General features: G+C 72.2%; 15 protein-coding genes. 8 read left to right on the top strand and 7 right to left on the bottom strand.

From position 1 onward, the window contains the following. Positions 1 to 31 precede the first annotated feature (31 nt). A complete protein-coding gene (locus OG792_RS33910) occupies positions 32 to 1,234 on the top strand; it encodes an ABC transporter substrate-binding protein (protein ID WP_329105892.1) in 1,203 nt (400 codons plus the stop codon). A 78-nt stretch (positions 1,235 to 1,312) separates the two neighbouring features. Here OG792_RS33910 and ddaH read toward each other — a convergent pair whose 3' ends face one another. Beyond that, complete coding sequence (ddaH, locus tag OG792_RS33905; protein ID WP_329105891.1) at positions 1,313 to 2,146, bottom strand: dimethylargininase; 834 nt, start codon at positions 2,144 to 2,146, stop codon at positions 1,313 to 1,315. Between the two features lie 59 nt (positions 2,147 to 2,205). On the opposite strand from ddaH, the gene OG792_RS33900 reads away from it, so the two are divergent. Beyond that, entirely contained in the window at positions 2,206 to 2,670 is a 465-nt protein-coding gene (locus OG792_RS33900) for an Lrp/AsnC family transcriptional regulator (protein ID WP_326561806.1), read from the top strand. A 125-nt stretch (positions 2,671 to 2,795) separates the two neighbouring features. Here OG792_RS33900 and OG792_RS33895 read toward each other — a convergent pair whose 3' ends face one another. Next, positions 2,796 to 3,278 (bottom strand): hypothetical protein, encoded by a 483-nt coding sequence (locus OG792_RS33895; RefSeq protein WP_329105889.1) that lies wholly within the window; start codon positions 3,276 to 3,278, stop codon positions 2,796 to 2,798. A gap of 208 nt (positions 3,279 to 3,486) precedes the next feature. Here OG792_RS33895 and OG792_RS33890 point away from each other — a divergent pair, with 208 nt between their 5' ends. Beyond that, positions 3,487 to 5,529: a beta-propeller domain-containing protein gene (locus tag OG792_RS33890; protein ID WP_329105888.1), complete on the top strand. Its 2,043-nt coding sequence runs from the start codon at positions 3,487 to 3,489 to the stop codon at positions 5,527 to 5,529. A 10-nt stretch (positions 5,530 to 5,539) separates the two neighbouring features. Here the strand turns inward: OG792_RS33890 and OG792_RS33885 are convergent, their stop codons facing one another. The 4 genes from OG792_RS33885 to OG792_RS33870 all read right to left on the bottom strand — a co-directional run bounded on the left by OG792_RS33885 (position 5,540) and on the right by OG792_RS33870 (position 9,055). Beyond that, positions 5,540 to 6,706 (bottom strand): T3SS (YopN, CesT) and YbjN peptide-binding chaperone 1, encoded by a 1,167-nt coding sequence (locus OG792_RS33885; protein WP_329105886.1) that lies wholly within the window; start codon positions 6,704 to 6,706, stop codon positions 5,540 to 5,542. Positions 6,707 to 6,920: 214 nt separating this feature from the next. Next, positions 6,921 to 7,184 carry a DUF6457 domain-containing protein gene (locus tag OG792_RS33880; RefSeq protein WP_329105884.1) on the bottom strand — a complete coding sequence of 88 codons (264 nt, stop codon included), beginning with the start codon at positions 7,182 to 7,184 and terminating at the stop codon, positions 6,921 to 6,923. A gap of 49 nt (positions 7,185 to 7,233) precedes the next feature. After that, positions 7,234 to 7,860 carry a molybdenum cofactor guanylyltransferase gene (mobA, locus tag OG792_RS33875; protein WP_329105882.1) on the bottom strand — a complete coding sequence of 209 codons (627 nt, stop codon included), beginning with the start codon at positions 7,858 to 7,860 and terminating at the stop codon, positions 7,234 to 7,236. A 52-nt stretch (positions 7,861 to 7,912) separates the two neighbouring features. After that, on the bottom strand, positions 7,913 to 9,055 hold the full coding sequence (locus tag OG792_RS33870) for a DUF4192 domain-containing protein (RefSeq protein WP_329105881.1): 1,143 nt from the start codon (positions 9,053 to 9,055) through the stop codon (positions 7,913 to 7,915). Positions 9,056 to 9,213: 158 nt separating this feature from the next. Between OG792_RS33870 and OG792_RS33865 the strand changes: the two genes are divergently transcribed. From OG792_RS33865 to OG792_RS33845, 5 genes are all read left to right on the top strand, one after another. After that, the gene (locus OG792_RS33865) at positions 9,214 to 10,104 is read left to right on the top strand and encodes a fructosamine kinase family protein (RefSeq protein WP_329105879.1); all 891 of its coding nucleotides are present in this window, start codon (positions 9,214 to 9,216) and stop codon (positions 10,102 to 10,104) included. A gap of 17 nt (positions 10,105 to 10,121) precedes the next feature. Beyond that, positions 10,122 to 11,195, top strand: coding sequence for a GTP 3',8-cyclase MoaA (moaA, locus tag OG792_RS33860; RefSeq protein ID WP_329105878.1), 1,074 nt, complete (start codon positions 10,122 to 10,124; stop codon positions 11,193 to 11,195). Positions 11,196 to 11,197: 2 nt separating this feature from the next. After that, on the top strand, positions 11,198 to 11,464 hold the full coding sequence (locus OG792_RS33855; RefSeq protein ID WP_329105877.1) for a MoaD/ThiS family protein: 267 nt from the start codon (positions 11,198 to 11,200) through the stop codon (positions 11,462 to 11,464). A 121-nt stretch (positions 11,465 to 11,585) separates the two neighbouring features. Beyond that, on the top strand, positions 11,586 to 12,785 hold the full coding sequence (locus OG792_RS33850) for a low temperature requirement protein A (RefSeq protein WP_329105875.1): 1,200 nt from the start codon (positions 11,586 to 11,588) through the stop codon (positions 12,783 to 12,785). Between the two features lie 177 nt (positions 12,786 to 12,962). Continuing rightward, positions 12,963 to 16,184 carry a UvrD-helicase domain-containing protein gene (locus OG792_RS33845; protein ID WP_442932345.1) on the top strand — a complete coding sequence of 1,074 codons (3,222 nt, stop codon included), beginning with the start codon at positions 12,963 to 12,965 and terminating at the stop codon, positions 16,182 to 16,184. Positions 16,185 to 16,208: 24 nt separating this feature from the next. On the opposite strand, the gene OG792_RS33840 is transcribed toward OG792_RS33845, so the two are convergent. Further along, positions 16,209 to 16,946 carry an A24 family peptidase gene (locus OG792_RS33840; RefSeq protein WP_329105872.1) on the bottom strand — a complete coding sequence of 246 codons (738 nt, stop codon included), beginning with the start codon at positions 16,944 to 16,946 and terminating at the stop codon, positions 16,209 to 16,211. Positions 16,947 to 16,984: the final 38 nt, after the last annotated feature.

Raw genomic sequence — 16,984 nt, 5'->3', positions numbered from 1 at the left:
GCCGCCCATTCACGTTCGGGAGGAACGATCTGTGTCGCAAATGGACCGCAGGCAGGCACTGAAGCTCTTCGCCGCACTCGGCGGAACCGGGCTGGCCGCCGCGTGCAGTACCGACACCACGGCGGAGGAGGCCGACGGTCCGGTGAGCGACCAACCGGTCCGGATCGGCCTGATCGCTCCGCAGACCGGCGGCTACAAGCCCATTGGTGACGAGATCGTAAAGGGTTTCCAGCTCTACCTGGAACTGAACGAGGGACGGCTCGGCGGGCACCCGGTGCAGCTGGTCCAGGCCGACGAGGGCGAGACGGCGCAGACCGGCAAGGCGGCCCTGGACGGGCTGCTCAAGCAGAACGTGCTCGCCCTGACCGGGGTGGTGAACTCGTCGGTCATGCTCGGCATCCGGGACGCGGTCGAGCAGGCCAAGGTGCCGCTGGTCGGCTCGAACGCCTCACCCGCGACGTTGCAGAGCGTCGTGTACATCTGGCGCACGTCGTACGTGAACGACGAGCCGGGACGCGCACTGGCGCCGTACGTCGCGGAGCATGTGCCGCGCGGGAAAAAGATCGTCATCATCGCGCCGGACGGACAGAGTGGCCGGGACGCGGTGGCCGGCTTCCAGCAGGGATTCGGCGCCGCCGATCCGCGGATCTCCGGTTCCGTGCTGTGGACGGAGTTCTCCACCAATCCCGGCAAGGGCGCCTTCTCCGCCAAGATCGAACAATTGCGCGACCGCAATCCGGACGCGGTCTTCTGCTTCTATGCCGGTGCCGCCGCGGTCGAGTTCCTCCGCCAGTTGCGCGGCTCCGGCTACCGCAAGACCATCTACGCGCCGGGCTTTCTCACCGAGGGTTCCGTGCTCAGCGAGCTGAAGCCGGACGAGGCGGAGGGGATCATCACCGCCCTGAACTACTCGGCGGACCTCAACAACTCGGCCAACCGTCGGTTCGCGTCGGCGTTCCGCAAGGCCCACGGCGCTTCGCCGACCACGTACGCGATGGCCTCGTACGACGCGGCGCAGGTGTTGAACAAGGCGATCCGGATCGCCGGGGTGAAGCCGACGCCGCAGCAGGTCAACCTCGCGCTCGGCAACGTGGGTCAGATCGACAGCCCGCGCGGGCCGTGGCAGTTCAACCAGCCCCGTACGCCGCAGCAGAAGTGGTACCTGCGCAAGGTCCAGCGCGACGGGCAGTTGCTCTCCAACGTGCTGATCAACGAGTTGGCGACGCTGGGCTAGCCGAGCTGACGGGTGGTCGGCCGGGGGCACCGGAATCCGATGTCCCCGGCCGAGGCGCGGTCAGCGGCACGGGTCGGCTCAGGGGCGCAGTTCCGCGACGCAGCACTTGACGCTGCCGCCGCCCTTCTTCAGCTCGCCCAGCTCGATCGGCACCGGGACGTAGCCGGCCGCCTCGATCTTGCTGGCCAGGCCGGTCGCCTCGCTGTTGAGCAGTACGTGCCGGCCGTCGCCGACCAGGTTCAGCCCGAAGGCCAGGGCGTCGGTCTCGTCGGCGAGCACGGCGTCGGGGAAGAGCTGGGCGAGCACCTGCTGGGCGGCGGTCGAGAACGCGCCGGGGAAGTAGGCGATGTTCCGGTCGTCGAGCGCGGCCAGCGCGGTGTCCAGGTGGTAGAACCGGGGGTCGACCAGGCGCAACGAGATCGCCGGGCGGCCCAGCACCTCCTGTGCCTGCGCGTGCGCGGCCACCTCGGTCCGGAAGCCGTAGCCGGCGAGGATGACGCCGCCGTACGCCTCGGGCAGGTAGGCGAAGTCGCCCTCGCCCTCGTTCGTCACGGTCGGCGCCACGTACCGCCAGCCGTGGGCCTGGTAGAACGCCTGGTGGGCGGCAGCCTCGGCGGTGCGCTGCTCGTACCGGAACTGGGCGCCGTAGGCGGTGCCGTCGACCACGAACGCCCCGTTGGCCGCGAAGACCATGTCCGGCAGGCCGGGCTCGGGGTCGAGTACGTGGACCGTGTGGCCGAGGCCGACCAGGGTCTCCCGAAGCCGCTCCCACTGTTTGACCGCCAACTCGACGTCGACCGGCGCGGTGGGATCCATCCACGGGTTGATCACGTACTGCACCGCGAAGTACTCCGGTGCACACAAGAGAAATGTCCGCTTTCGCGGGATCCGCCGCTGGTTCACGGATACCAAGAGTAGGTACGCTGGAGCAGCGTAAACAGCCGGATCTGTTGCTTCTCAGAGGCGGAACGTTGCAGATAGACGAGATAGATCAGCGAATCATTGCGTCCCTGGTGGCGGACGCGCGTCAGTCGTACGCGGAGATCGGTAGTCGAGTGTCACTCTCCGCACCGGCGGTCAAGCGCCGGGTGGACCGGCTGCGGGCCGGCGGGGTCATCCGGGCATTCACCACCGTCGTGGACCCGGCGGCCGTCGGCTGGACCACCGAGGCGTTCGTCGAGCTGTTCTGCACCGGCCGGACCACCCCGGCACAGCTCACCGTCGCCACCCGCCGGCATCCGGAGGTGGTCGGCGCGTACACCGTCTCCGGGGAGGCGGACGCGCTGGTGCACCTGCGCGCCGCCGACATCACCCACCTGGAGCAGGCGCTCGAACGATTGCGGGCGGAACCGTTCGTCACCTCGACCCGGAGCATGATCGTGCTGTCCCGGCTGGTCGACTCGCCGACCGTCGTCCCGGCGCCGGCCGCCGGCTGAGCGGACGCTGCGGGGTCAGCTCGGGCGACCGGCGGTGCGGGATCGACGGAATACGGCGTCGGGTCGACGCGAGGCGGTGCGGGATCAACGCGAGAGCGCGGGCCGGGGCCCGCGTTCCGGCACGGTCAGCGCGGGCCGGGGGTGGCGTCGCTGCCGCCCCAGCTCAGACCCCCGAGGCCGGCCGCCCGGTGGAAGCCGGGATGTTCGCGTACGTCGGCGCAGACCTCCTCGTCCGGGCCGACCGCTCCACAGAAGAGCGGTTCGATGTGGTTCCAGGTGTCGGCGCGGGAGAGCAGTGGCGCGTGCACGCCCACCTCGGGCCGGAGCATGCTGAGCCCTTCGGCGTAGCTGACCGCGTGCGCGCGGGCCTCGTCCAGGGTCGCCGCCGGGAAGGTGAGATGCAGCGTGTACCGGGTGTGCGCGGCCTGCTCCGGCCAGGTGGGCCCGGACTGCCGGGGAAACTGTGGCGGGCGCCTGAGCGCGTGCGCCACCGCCGCCCGCACCGGCTCGGAGACGTCCGCCCCGTCAAGTACGGCAAACAGGTCCGCCTCGCGCTCCGGTTGGGCATAGTGGGGCTTGTGCCAGTGTGGCGAGCGGTTGTCGATCACCAATACCTCCCGGTACGCACGCAGTAGCGTCCTTTGTCGATATTTCTCGTGAAACACAGTGACGAAGCAGTCACGAAGAGCATGCATGGGATTTCTCTCGGATGCAACGCCGCAAATCGGGATGGACCGCCGACCCCTCGCGGATCCAGTGGCGGCCAATCGCCGACCGGGGCGGAACGCGAGCGCCGTTCGGTGCGTCGTACCGGCCATGACCCGCAGGCGTTTCGCTCGTCCCGTCACCGTCATCGCCGGCTGCGCACTGGTCGGCACGCTCGCACTGGTCGCCGCGAGCAGCAGCCCGGCCCCCACCGGCCGCCCCGGTCTCCGGGACCCCGGCGTACCGGCCGCGGGCTGGCAACTCGTCGCCTTCGACTCCTGCGCGGACGCGCTGACCCGGCTCAGGTCGGCCGCCAGGGCGTACGTCGGGCCGTGGGGTTTCGGGGGCGACCACCGGGCCCTCGCCGACGCGTCGGTGGGCGGCGGACAGCGGGCGCGGGCAGCCGAGGGCGCGGTCCCGCCGGCCGGAGCCGGAGCGCCCGGCGCGGCCGTCGAGAAGGGATCCACCTACTCCGGCACCAACACGCACGAGGCCGGCGTGGACGAACCCGACCTGGTCAAGACCGACGGCCGACGGATCGTCACGGTCACCGGCGGGGTGCTGCACGTGGTCGACCCGGCCACCCGGCAACGGACCGGACGGCTGGAACTGTTCGGGGCCGACGACCCCGGCCGGTGGAGCGAGAGCAGCCTGCTGCTGCACGGCGACCGGGCGCTGGTGCTGGTCCGCGACGGTTGGGGCGGCGCAATGCCGGCGGCCGAGATCAGGCGCCCGGCCATCGTGCCCGGCCCCGACGGAATGCCACCCGCGGCGGACGCGGTCAGCGGGCCACGGCTGATCCTGGTCGACCTGACCGGAACACCCCGGATCCTCACCGAGTACCGCACCGACGGCAGTCTGATCGACGCCCGACAGGTCGGCGCCACGGTCCGGATAGTGGTGCGGTCGGCGCCCCGGCTGACCTTCCCGTACAAGGAATCCGGCACCGACGCGCAACGCGTCGACGCCAACCAGAAGGTCATCGACGAGGCGCCGGAGGAGTCCTGGCTGCCCCGCTACGAGGTCACCACCGGCGGCGCCACCCGCGCCGGGCAGGTCGGCTGCGACCGGCTGGTCCGGCCGGCAACCTACTCCGGTACGTCGATGGTGACCCTGCTCAGCTTCGACCTCGGCGCCACCAGCCTCGGTACGGGCGACCCGCTGACCGTGGTCGCCGACGGCGACACCGTCTACAGCACCGGCGCCCGGCTCTACCTGACCAACGACCAGCGGTGGCGGGTCACCGGCGGACCGGCCGTCGACGGCTTCGCCCCGAAGCCCGGAAACGAGAACACCGAGATCTACCAGTTCGACACCAGCGGTACGGGCACTCCCCGTTACCTCGCCGCCACCACCGTCCCCGGCTGGCTGATCAATCAGTACGCGCTGTCGGAGTGGGACGGCCACCTCCGGGTCGCCACCACCACCGGCCCGGCCAGGGGCACCGACCCACAGTCCAGTTCGGCCGTGTACGTGCTGCGGGCGGACGGCAAGACGCTGACCGAGACCGGACGGGTGACCGGGCTGGGCAAGGGCGAACGGATCTACGCCGTACGGTTCGTCGCCGGCACCGGGTACGTGGTCACCTTCCGCCAGACCGATCCGCTGTACACGGTGGACCTGAGCCGTCCGGCCGCCCCACGGGTGGTCGGCGAGCTGAAGATCAGCGGATACTCGGCGTACCTGCATCCGGTCGACGGTAACCGGCTGCTCGGCATCGGCCAGGAGGCCAGTGAGCAGGGGCGGGTGCAGGGCACGCAGGTGTCCCTCTTCGACGTCTCCGACCCGGCCCGGCCGAACCGGCTGGCTCAGCACCACGTTCGGCAGGGCCAGTCGGAGGCCGAGTACGACCCGCACGCGTTCCTCTACTGGCCGGCGGACCGCCTGGTCGTGGTGCCGCTGACCGCGTACGACGACACCGCGACCCCGACCGGGAAGATGCCGACCCAGGGTGCCCTGGCCCTGCGGGTCACCGAGCGCGGCTTCACCCAACTCGGGGTGGTCGAACACACGCGCGAGGCCGGGCCGGAGCAGACCGGGATGATCCGCCGGTCGCTGGTGGTGAACGGAGTGCTCTGGACCGTCTCCGACACCGGCCTCAAGGCCAGCCAACTATCCACGATGGAGACAACGGGCTGGGTGGAGCTGTCCTGACCGGCGCCGGTCAGAGATACATCCCGGTACGGTGCTCGCCCGTACCCCGGTTCGTCGGCTTGTCACCCTCGCCGAAGAACCGCTTGCCGCCGAACTCGCCGTGCAGCCGGTCGTCGAGTTCGTCGGCGAGCCCGGTCATCACCTGTACGGCGAGCATCAGGTGGGTCGCCTGGAAGTTACGGCCGAAGACCGGGATCGACGCCCAGACCGTCTCGTTGGCACAGTAGAGCCGGCCGATCGGCATCCGGTTGGTCAGTTCCGAGAGCTTCACGTAGAGCTGCTCGGTCGGCTCGATCTCGGTCAGGATCGGGGAGAAGACGTCGACCAGCGGCGGGTTGTCCCGTACCCGGACGAAGACCATGGCCGAACCGGCCCGGATGTTGATGTCGCCGTCGGAGTCGACCTGGACCTGTTCCGCATTGGACTTCATCATCGCGGAAACCACCGTCCGGACCCGCTCGTCGAGCGGGATGACGTCTTCGCCGACCCCCTGGGCGGCCCGTGCGGCGGCCAACGCCTCGTCCAGCGCCGCTTCCTCGGCTTCACCGGTGGATCCGGTGTCCTCGTCGGCGTCCGGAACGAGCGCGGAACGGGCCGTACCGAGCGGTTGGATGGCGATCGGCTCGTCGTCGGCGTCCTGGGCCAGGTAGACCAGGAACGCCGGGTGCGGGGCACCGTAGACGTCGCGCAGCGTACGGACCACCGTGGTGGCCAACCGGCTCGCCTCCGCCGTGGCGCTGCGCAGGCCGAAGTGCGGGCCGGAGCCCTCGATCACGCCGGGCGGCGACCAGCCGAGCGCGACCATTTCCGCGACCGCGCTTCGGTTCAGCCGGAAGCCCTCCGGCAGGGCCGCGTTGCCGACCGCACGGGCACCGATCCTGCCCTCGGCACCGCCCTCGATGCTGACCGAGTAGATGGCGTCACCGGTGCCGGAGGCGGTGGGATCGAGGGTGACCTCCACCCGGGCGCCGGGCGGCAGCTCACGCAGGGCCACCGCCAGCGCGCGGGCGAACTCCTGCCACGCCTCGGTCACCTTCGCCTGAAGATCGGCGGTGCTGGGCTCGTCGAGCAGAATCGAGTCGTGGTGACCGAGCCAGGCGTCACCGGCCAGGGCAGGCTCGGCCGCAGCAGGCTCGGTCGCTTCGGACCCGGTCGCCGAGGGGTGCTCCGCGTTCATGATCGCCTCCGTCCGTCAGGCTCACACCCTACCCAGCGCGACGGTCGGGGGGCATAGCGCCGACCCGGATCGGACACTCGCCCCAAGCCGCGCCGGAACCGATGTCCACAGGCGTCGGTCAGCGCTCGCAGACCGTGGCGTGCACGTCCTCAAACCGCGGCGCCCAGGCCCACGGATCGTGGCGCGCACGTCCTCACACCGTGGGCTCAGGTCCTCAGGTCGCGTCGTCGGAGGCGGCGGGACCGTCGGGGAGGGGCCAGGAACGGGCCAGCACGGCCAGCCGGTCGGCCGCCCGTGCCGGGTCCGCGCCGCGCCCGACCGCGATCCCCAACAGGTACGCGGTGACCGGCGCACCGGGACGCAGCACCTGGTGGGCGACGTCCCGGGCCAGGTCGAGCACCACCGGAACGTCTGCCTCCGTCGGCTCCAGCCCCAGCTCGGCGCAGGCCGCCGCCACCCAGTCGTCGAGCGTCCCCATCAGCTTCGCACCGCTGTCCGGTCCGCTGACCTGAGCCGATCGAGCACCGTCATCGCGTCCACTCCTCGGCCCGGCGTACGTCGTCGTCAGTGTCGCAGTCGAACCACGGCGGTGGACCCGATCCGGCCCAGGAAATCTCGATCACGCTCAGTTCGGCCACCAGCGCCCGGATCGCGGCGCCGGCCAGGCTCCCGCCCCGCTGTTCGGCGAGCCGGTCGAGGGCGCCGACCAGGGCCGCCGTACGCCACACCCCGCACAGCAGCTGCCGCCGGCCGTCGTCGTCGCGGTAGAGCACCCCGTCGGCGGTGGACCCGGCGAGCCGGTCGACCAGCAGGGCGACCGCGTCGGCGGTCAGCAGCGGCAGGTCGGCGGCGAGCAGCGCGACGTACTCCGGTGGGGTTGCCCGGTCGTGCTCGCGCGGGTGGTCGGCGAGCGCGGCGAGGCCGGCGGCGGTCGCGGCGACCGGGCCGCCGCCGGGCGGCTCCTCGCGGGTGAGCAGCACTCCCGGTGGCAGGTCGACGAGCGGCCCGACCACGACCCGTGGCGACGCCGTGGCGACCGCGGCGAGCACCCGGTCACGCATCGACCGACCGTTGACCGGCACCGCTGGCTTGTCCACCCCGCCCATTCGACGGGCCGCACCCCCGGTGAGCACCACCGCCGCCATTCCAACCATCCGCCCACGTTAACCCGGCAGGTCGGCCCGGACCGGGTGGCACCTCAACCGCTCAGTTGGCGTCGCGGCGGGACGGGCGCCAGTCCCGGCGACGGATCCTGGACCGGCGCGGCCGGGCGGCCCGTTCGGAGAGGCCACCGGTGCCGGGGCGGCGCGGACCTCCGCCCCGGCGGCCACCACGCCGGTTGCGACGGGCCGGCGATGCCCAGCTCTCGTCCAGCGCGGACGGCGGCAGGCCGCCGTTGAGCACGTCGGCCATCAGCTGTGCCATCGAGTAGCCGGGGTCGTCGGCGAGCGCCCGCTCCACCGCCGTCGAGGCCAGCGCGCCGTTGCCGACCCGCCAGGCGGCGAAGGCGAGCAGGCCGCCCGGTGCCGCCGCCAGGCCGGGTTCGGCCCGGCGCAGTACGTCGGTCCAGAGCGTCACCTGCCACTCCTGCCCGCCGATCCGCTCCCAGGCGTGGTCGCGTACGGGCAGGTGGGTCAGGAGCACGGTGAGCCAGGCCAGCTGGTCGTCGGGCAACGTGTTCCCGGCGCGGTACCGGTCCTCGGCCAGTCGTACCGCCGTCGCACCGGCCGCCCGGACCGCTCCGATGCCGGTCGGATCGGTGTCCGGAACGGTGGCGAGCAGGTCGAGCAGGCGCTGTCGGGCGCGTACGGTGGCCCGGCTCATCGCCTCGCGGGCCGGGCCCTCGACCGGGGCCACCCTGCCCGTCAGTGCCGCCCGGTCGGGCAGTGCCACATGGCCGGCGAAGGTGGCCGCGGCGGCGACCTCACTGGTGGTCGGGTCGAACGGGGTGCCCTCCGGCGGGCAGCACCGGGGTTCGTCGCACCGGTACGACCAGTAGCGGCCGTCGGTGACCCGGAGCGCGTCGAAGACCATCAGGCCGGCTCGTCCGATGGCGGCCTCCAGTTCGTCCACGGCCGGCGTGACCCGCTGCGGCGGCCCGTACCCGATGATGGTGACCGCGTGGGCGCCCTGCCGGCGGATGACGGCGGTCAGGTACTCGGCGGCCTGGCGCAGCTCGGGGCCGCCCGGCTCGGGCAGGTCGCCTCGGGCAACGAAGACGATCCGGGTGCCCCGCATGGCGAGCAGCACGAGGCTGTCGGTGGGGTGGAAGCCGAGCAGGTAGGGCACCGCCGAGATCATGTCGGCGGTCGAACGTACGGTGAGCTGCGATGGATCGGTCGGGGTCATACCGGCAGCCTGGCCCGGAGGGCCCGTTGATCGGAAGGACCCCGGTCCCGGCTGTGGACAACACGCGGGTTATCCACAGGTACGCAGCGTAGTTCCCCTGCTCAGCCGGATCCGCGACCGGCGGCGGTGAACCGCCGGGCGGGCGGTACGTTGCGCGGATGGACCTGGCGTACCTCCGGGCACACCCGCGACACCTGCCCACCTTCCTGACCCACCAGCGGATCAGGGAGACGCCGGTCGCCGGTGGCGACATCTGCGACGCCCGTCGGCTCACCCTGGACGACGGTAACTCGGTGTTCGCCAAGAGCTGGCCCGAGGGCGGTGCGACACCCGTACCCGATGGGTTCTTCGCCGCCGAGGCGGCGGGGCTGCGCTGGTTGCGGGCGGCCGGCGCGGTGCCGGTGCCGGAGGTGATCGCGGAGCTGCCGGAGCTGCTCGCGCTGGAATGGGTCGAGCCCGGTCCGCCGACCCCGGCGGCGGCCACCCGGTTCGGCCGGGAGCTGGCCGCGCTGCACCGGGCCGGGGCACCCGCGTTCGGTGCCGACCGGGCCGGTTTCATCGGCGCGCTGCCGCAGTCGAACACCCCGTCGACCGGGCCGTGGCCGGCGTGGTTCGCCGAGCACCGGCTCGGACCGTACCTGCGGCTGTCGGTCGACAACGGCGCCCTGGGGTCGGCGGAGGTCGCGCTGGTCGAGCGGGTGATGAAAAACATCGACGGGTACGGCGGAGCCGAACCACCCGCCCGCATCCACGGTGACCTGTGGCCGGGCAACCTGCTCTGGGGAGCGGACGGGCGGGGCTGGCTGGTCGACCCGGCCGCCCACGGTGGGCACCGGGAAACCGACCTGGCCCAGCTCGCGCTCTTCGGCGGTGCCGCCGAACTGCCCCGGATCCTCGACGGTTACCAGGAGATCTGGCCGTTGGCCGATGGTTGGCGCGAGCGGGTGCCGGTGCACCAACTGCACCTGTTGCTGGTGCACACGGCGCTTTTCGGCGCCGCCTACCGTACGGCGGTAAGCGCGGCGGCTGGCTCCGCACTACATGGTTGACGGTATACCTTCGAACGATGGGCATCCCGGTTATCCAATCGACCGTCACCGGGCCGGCGACCGTGTCCGTACGGCCGCCGCTCGGCACCCTCGTTGACCGGTACCAGCGGGTCGCCACCGACCTTCGTGTCTCCCTGACCGACAAATGCAACCTGCGCTGCACCTACTGCATGCCGGAGGAAGGGCTGCCCTGGCTGCCGAAGGGCCGGCTGCTGACCGACGCCGAGATCAACCGACTGGTCCGGGTCGCGGTGCGACTGCTGGGCGTGACCGAGGTCCGGTTCACCGGCGGCGAGCCGCTGATCCGCCCCGGACTGCCGGCCATCGTCGCGGCCGCCGCCGGCCTGATCCCACGACCGAAGCTGTCGCTGACCACCAACGGTATCGGGCTGGAACGGCTCGCCGGCCCGCTGCGGGCGGCCGGGCTGGACCGGGTGAACGTCTCGCTGGACACCATCGACGCCGACCGGTTCACCACGCTGACCCGGCGCGACCGGCTGGCCGACGTACTGGCCGGGCTGGCCGCTGCGGCGACCGCCGGACTGACCCCGGTGAAAATCAACTCGGTGCTGATGCGCGGCGTCAACGACCGGGACGCACCGGAGCTGCTCCGCTTCGCCCTCGACCACGGCTACGAACTGCGGTTCATCGAACAGATGCCGTTGGACGCCCAGCACGGCTGGGACCGCTCCTCGATGGTCACCGCCGACGAGATCCTGGCCGCCCTGCGGGCCGAGTTCACCCTGCTCCCCGACCCGGTGGCGCGCGGTGGCGCACCGGCGGAGACCTGGCTGGTCGCCGGGTTCACCGGGCTCGACGGGCGGCCGGCACGGGTCGGCGTGATCGGCAGCGTCACCCGCCCGTTCTGCGGTGACTGCGACCGGACCCGGCTCACCGCCGACGGCCAGGTACGGGCCTGCCTGTTCGCCAGCGAGGAGTCCGACCTGCGCGAGGCGCTGCGGGGCGGGGCGGACGACGAGGAGATCGCTCGGCGCTGGCGTACGGCGATGTGGGGCAAGCGGGCCGGCCACGACATCGACGACCCGACGTTCCTGCAACCGTCCCGCCCGATGTCGGCGATCGGAGGCTGACCATGACCACACCCGAGACCTCCCCCACCATCACGGTCCGCTACTTCGCGGCGGCGCGGGCGGCGGCCGGGGTCAGCGAGGAGTCCGCTCCCGGCGGGCTCACCCTCGACGCGCTGGCCGACACGCTGGGCATCCGGCACGGCGAGCGGCTGGCCGGCGTACTCAAGGTGGCCAGTTTCCTGGTGAACGGCGTGGTGCAGCGCGACCGCCGGCAACCGCTGCCGGCCGGCGGCACGGTGGACGTACTGCCGCCGTTCGCGGGCGGCTGACCGACCGGGAGGGCGAGACCGACCGGCTGACCCGCCGGCCCGCGTCGGCACCGGCCGTCGCTCGTTCGTCTGCACGTGGGGGCGGGCAGAGCTTGGGGTACGGGGGTCGGGCCGGTGGGTGATGGCGACTGACCGCGCCGCCGACCTGGTACGCGAGCCCGACGAGCCGGAACGCGCCACGTTCATCGAACTCCTCTTCGACGTGGTGTTCGCGTTCGCGCTGACCCGGGTGTCCCAGCAACTCCTGGAAAGCATCGATTCGGGTCGCCGGATCGAGTGGCTTCCCTTCGGCGAAACCCTGGTGCTGTCGGTCGCGGTGTGGAACGTCTGGACCTTCACCTGCTGGACCACCAGCAGGTTCAACCGGCTGGCCGGGTCGCTGCACGTCACGATCTCGGCGCTGATCCTGGGCAGCCTGCTGATGGCGGTGGGCCTGCCGAAGGCGTTCGAGGACCGGGGTCTGCTGTTCGCCGGGGCGTACGCGGCATCGCAGATCGGTCGACCGCTGATCATCGTGCTCGCGTTGGGCAACCATCCACGGCGGGAGAACTCGCTCCGGATGCTGTGCTGGGCGGTGGCGTCCGGGGTGTTCTGGATCGTCGGCGCGTTCCTGCCCGGTGCGCTGCGGATGCTCTTCTGGGCGGTCGGGATCGGGATCGACTACCTGGGCATCCGGTTCGGGTGGCCGGTGCCGGGGCTCGGCCGGGAACGCAACGAGCGGTGGCGGCTGGCCGGTGAGCACCTCGCCGAGCGGTACCAGCAGTTCTACATCCTGGCGCTCGGCGAGTCGGTCCTCTTCACCGGGCTGACCTACAGCGACGGCGACCTCACGTTCGGCCGTACGCTCGCGTTTCTGATCTCGCTCGGCAGCACGCTGCTGCTCTGGCACATCTACTTCTTCGAAGCCGGTCGCTCACTGCCGGACGCGATGGCCCGCGCCGGGCGTCCGAGCGAGCTCGGCCAGTCGTCGAACTACACCCAGTACGCCCTGGTGGCCGGTGTGCTCGCCACCGCGGTCGCCAACGAACTGGCCATCGACGACCCGTTCGGCAGCCCGCACCTGGCCTTCGTCGCCGTCACCCTGGGCGGGCCGGCCATCTTCCTGGCCGCGCGGCTGCGCTTCGAGTACGAGGTGTTCGGGCGACTCAACCTGAGCCTGGTCATCGGACCGCTGGCGCTCTGCGCGCTGATCCCGGTGATGCTGTTTCCGCCGGCACTGGTCGCGACCATCACCGCAGCCGGGGTGCTGGCCGCGGTGTCCGCCGTCCAACTCGTACGCCGCCGGCAGGGCCGGACCGTCGAGCCGGCGCCGCCGTTCTGACCTCGGCGGGAGCCCCCGGCCCGACCGCTGCTCGCCGGACCACCACTCTGGTTTGGCCGGACCATTGCGCCGGTTTCGCCGGACCACCGCCCCGGTACGGCTCCCGGGCCGCATCGCGGATCTCACGCTTGTGCGTGGCGCCACGCGCGGGCGGACCGGCCCATGACAGGATGCGGCGTGCTTCCGTTCAGCGCTGCACCTTCCGGCGGCCCCGCCACGACCGCCGGTTCCTTCGTCGCGGACCTGCACATCCACTCGAAATACTCGCGCGCCTGTAGCCGGGACCTGACCCTGCCGAACCTCGGCTGGTGGGCCAAGCGCAAGGGCATCAGCGTGCTGGGCACCGGCGACTTCACCCACCCCGCCTGGTACGACCACCTGCGCGAGACGCTGCGCCCGGCCGAGCCGGGGCTCTACCGGCTCAGCCCGGAGGCGGAACGGGACATCGCCCGGCGGTTGCCGCCCCGGCTGTCCAGCGTGGCCGAGGCCAACCCGGTGCGCTACCAGCTCAGCGTCGAGATCTCCACGATCTACAAGCGGGACGACCGGACCCGCAAGGTGCACCACCTGGTCTACCTGCCCGACCTGGACGCGGTGGCGCGGTTCAACACCGTACTGGGTCGGATCGGCAACATCGGTTCCGACGGGCGGCCGATCCTCGGGCTCGACTCCCGCAACCTGCTGGAGATCGTGCTGGAGGCGAGCCCGGACGGTTACCTGGTGCCGGCGCACATCTGGACCCCGTGGTTCTCCGCGCTCGGCTCGAAGTCCGGCTTCGACGCGATCGCCGACTGCTACGCCGACCTGGCCGAACACATCTTCGCGGTGGAGACCGGCCTCTCCTCCGACCCGGAGATGAACTGGCGGGTCTCCAGCCTCGACCGGTACCGCCTGGTCTCGAACTCGGACGCGCACTCGCCGCCGGCGCTGGCCCGCGAGGCCACCGTCTTCGCCACCGACGTGGACTACTACGCGATCCGCTCCGCGCTGCGTACGGGCGACGGGCTGGCGGGGACCATCGAGTTCTTCCCCGAGGAGGGGAAGTACCACGCGGACGGCCACCGGCTCTGCGGGGTCAACTGGGCGCCGGAGCGAACCCGGCAGGCCGGCGGGCTCTGCCCGGAGTGCGGCAAGCCGCTCACCGTCGGGGTGCTGAGCCGGGTCGAGGACCTGGCCGACCGGCCGGAGGGGCACGTACCGGCCGGCGCGCCACGGGTGAGTCACCTGGTCCAGCTCGCCGAGATCCTGGGCGAGATCAACGGGGTCGGCCCGAAGTCGAAGACCGTCGAGGGGCAGCTCAACAACCTGGTCGCCGCGCTCGGCGCCGAACTGGACATCCTCACCGCCGTACCCCTGGACGACCTGCGGCAGGCCGGTGGGGAACGGATCGCCGAGGCGATCGGCCGGCTCCGCCGGGGCGAGGTGCGCCGAACCCCCGGCTTCGACGGCGAGTACGGCGTGATCAGCCTCTTCGCCCCGGACGAACTGCGCGGACCGGGTGCGGCCGGCGAACCGGCGGCGCTGTTCGACGTACCCGTTTCGGTGCCCCGGCCGCGACCGGCGGCGGAGTCGGCGCCGAAGCCCCGGGCCAAACCCGCCGCGAAGGCCGCCGCCGAACCGAAGCGCCGACCGGCCCGACCCGTGCCGGCCCCGGCCCCGCCGATCGCTCCGCCGCCCTCGCCGCACGAACCGTTCGAGCCGATGCTCGCCGGGATGGAGGAGGTCGGCACCGGGCTGCTCGACCGGCTCGACGCGATGCAGCGGGTGGCCGCGTCGGCACCGGGCGGACCGCTGCTCATCGTCGCCGGTCCGGGCACCGGCAAGACCCGTACGCTGACCCACCGGATCGCGTACCTGTGCGCGGAGCTGAACGTCTTCCCGGAGCACTGCCTGGCGATCACGTTCACCCGGCGGGCGGCGGAGGAGTTGCAGGCCCGGCTCGACGGGCTGCTCGGCCCGGTGGCCGAGGACATCACCGTGGCCACCTTCCACTCGCTCGGCCTGGCGATCCTGCGGGAGCACCCGGTCGCCGCCGGCCTGCCGACGAACTTCCGGATCGCCGACGACACCGAGCGGACCGCCGCGCGGGCCGAGGCCGGCGAGGACGATTCGGCGTACGTGAAGCTGCTGCGCGGCCAGGACCTGGTCGACCTGGACGAGCTGGTGACCCTGCCGGTACGGCTGCTGCGCGACGATCCGGCGCTGGTCCGGCACTACCGTGACCGCTGGCGCTGGATCTTCGTGGACGAGTACCAGGACGTCGACGAGGTCCAGTACGAGCTGCTCCGGCTGCTCGCCCCGCCGGACGGCAACCTCTGCGCGATCGGCGACCCGGACCAGGCGATCTACTCGTTCCGGGGCGCGGACGTGGCGTACTTCCTGCGGTTCTCGGAGGATTTTGTCGACGCCCGGCTGGTCCGGCTGACCCGCAACTACCGCTCGTCGGCGCCGATCCTGGCTGCTGCGGTGCAGGCCATCGCGCCGACGTCGCTGGTGCGGGGGCGCCGGTTGGATCCGGCCCGGCTGGATCCGGAGGCACCGCTGGTCGGCCGCTATCCGGCCGCGTCGGTCGCGGACGAGGCGAACTTCGTCGTACGCACCGTCGACGACCTGGTCGGTGGCCTGTCCCACCGGTCGTTGGACTCGGGCCGGATCGACGGTCGCAACTCGTCCGTCTCGTTCTCCGACATCGCGGTCCTCTACCGCACCGACGCACAGGCCGCACCGATCGTGGACGCGCTGGTCCGGGCCGGGGTGCCGGTGCAGAAGCGGTCGCACAACCGGCTGCGGGACCGGCCCGGGGTGGCGGTGATCGCCCGCGAGCTGCGGCACGCCGACGGGCTCGGCGGTTCACTGGCGGCTCGGGTGCGTCTCGCCGGTCAGGTGCTCGCCGAACGGTTCGCCATGCCGACCCTCGACACGCCCGGCGGGGTCGGCCCGGAGGAGATCCGCAACGCGGTCGACCTGCTCACCCCGCTGGCCCAGCGCTGCGGCGACGACCTGCCGCTGTTCCTGGCCCAGCTCGCCACCGGCGCCGAGGTGGACGCGCTCGATCCGCGCGCCGAGGCGGTCACCCTGTTGACCCTGCACGCCGCCAAGGGCCTGGAGTTCCCGGTGGTGTTCCTGGTCGGCTGCGAGGACGGGCTGCTGCCGCTGCGTTTCCCCGGTCGCCCACCGACCGACGACGACGTGGCCGAGGAACGCCGGCTGTTCTTCGTCGGGCTCACCCGTGCCCAGGACCGGCTCTACGTCAGCCACACCGCCCGGCGGGTACGCCACGGTCAGGAGCGGGACATCGTGCCGACGCCGTTCCTGGGCGCGATCGACCCCGGCCTGTTCGAGCGCTTCGGCGACACCGAGCCGCGCCGCCCGAAGGACCGCCAGCTCCGCCTGCTCTGAGAACTTCCGCTCTGGGTTCCTCTGTCACGCTCGGAGCAGGATCGCCAGCAGAGCGCCGGTGAGCAGGGCGGGGCCGAAGGGCAGGGCGGTGTTCCGGTCGGCGCGGCGGCTCAGCAGCAGAACCAGCGCCACGGTGCCGTTGATCAGGTGCGGCAGCGCGAGCCCGAGCAGCAACACCGGCCAGCCCAACCAGCCCAGCGGCAGGCCGAGTACGGCGGCCAGCTTCACGTCGCCGAAGCCGAGCCGGGACCCCGGCAGGAGGGCGAGCAGCAGGTAACCCACGCCGCTGGCGAGCGCACCGAGCAGGGCGCGTACCAGCGGCTGCGGGGTGCCGAGCAGGTACGCGGCGGCGGCGAGCCCGAGCAGGGCGGCCACCGCACCGAGTGCCACCAGGGGGTCGGGCAGCCGCAGGCAGGCCAGGTCGATCAGCGCCAGTGGCAGCCCGACCGCGGCGACCGCGAGCAGCGCGGGCAGCACCGGATCGACCCCGGTGTCGGTGCCCATCCGCACGGTGAGCAGGCCGAACACGACAGCGCCGAGGGCGGCGGGCAGTCCGATACGGGAACCCAGACGCGCGCCGCAGCCCGGGCAGCGCGCGTCGGGGCGTACCCAGCCGGGGAGGCCGCGCGGGAAGGTGCGGGTGCACCGGGCGCAGGCCGACCTCGGCGGCGATCCGGACTCGACGGCGAGTCGGTGGACCAGCCACGGTGTGCTCGCCCCGAGCACCGCCCCGAGTGCGGTGGCGGCGAGCGCGGCGAACATGCGCCCGGATGTTATCGCCCGATCGCCGGGTCGGGCGA

Origin of the sequence: Micromonospora sp. NBC_01699, assembly GCF_036250065.1 — a bacterium.
Classification (GTDB): Bacteria; Actinomycetota; Actinomycetes; order Mycobacteriales; family Micromonosporaceae; genus Micromonospora_G.
This window is presented reverse-complemented; position numbering and strand designations above follow the sequence as displayed.